We start from the raw sequence: 423 nt of genomic DNA, 5'->3' as shown, positions 1-423 counted from the left end.
GCGCGGGCCAGCGGATTTCATAGGGGGCCGTAGCCTATTGGGCTGCAACAAGCCCGGATATAGAGCAGCAGCCCATCCTGTCTGTCACACAAGCGAGAACTAGCGCAAAGGGACGCGTTCATATAGAGATGATGGCCGAACGCGGGATCGCGGTCGATCATTCGACCGTGCATCGGTGGGCCGTCAAGCTTCTGCCGGTGCTTGAAAAGGCCTTCCGCCGCTGCAAGCGCCCGGTCGGCAAGAGCTGGCGGATGGACGAAACCTATGTGAAGGTCCGGGGCACATGGAAGTATCTCTACCGCGCCGTCGACAAGGCCGGCAACACGGTTGACTTCCTGCTGCGAGCCAGGCGGGACAAGGAAGCGGCCCGACGGTACTTCGAGAAGGCCATCGATCAGAATGGCGCGCCCGAAACCGTAACCA

At 61.2% G+C, this 423-nt stretch carries 1 pseudogene; it reads left to right on the top strand.

The window, feature by feature from the left end:
• Positions 1–125 precede the first annotated feature (125 nt).
• Positions 126–423: pseudogene (locus tag F6X42_RS43140) on the top strand (IS6 family transposase); the annotation flags it as partial.

Origin of the sequence: Paraburkholderia podalyriae (assembly GCF_014397785.1) — a bacterium.
GTDB classification, from domain to species: domain Bacteria; phylum Pseudomonadota; class Gammaproteobacteria; order Burkholderiales; family Burkholderiaceae; genus Paraburkholderia; species Paraburkholderia podalyriae.
This window is presented reverse-complemented; position numbering and strand designations above follow the sequence as displayed.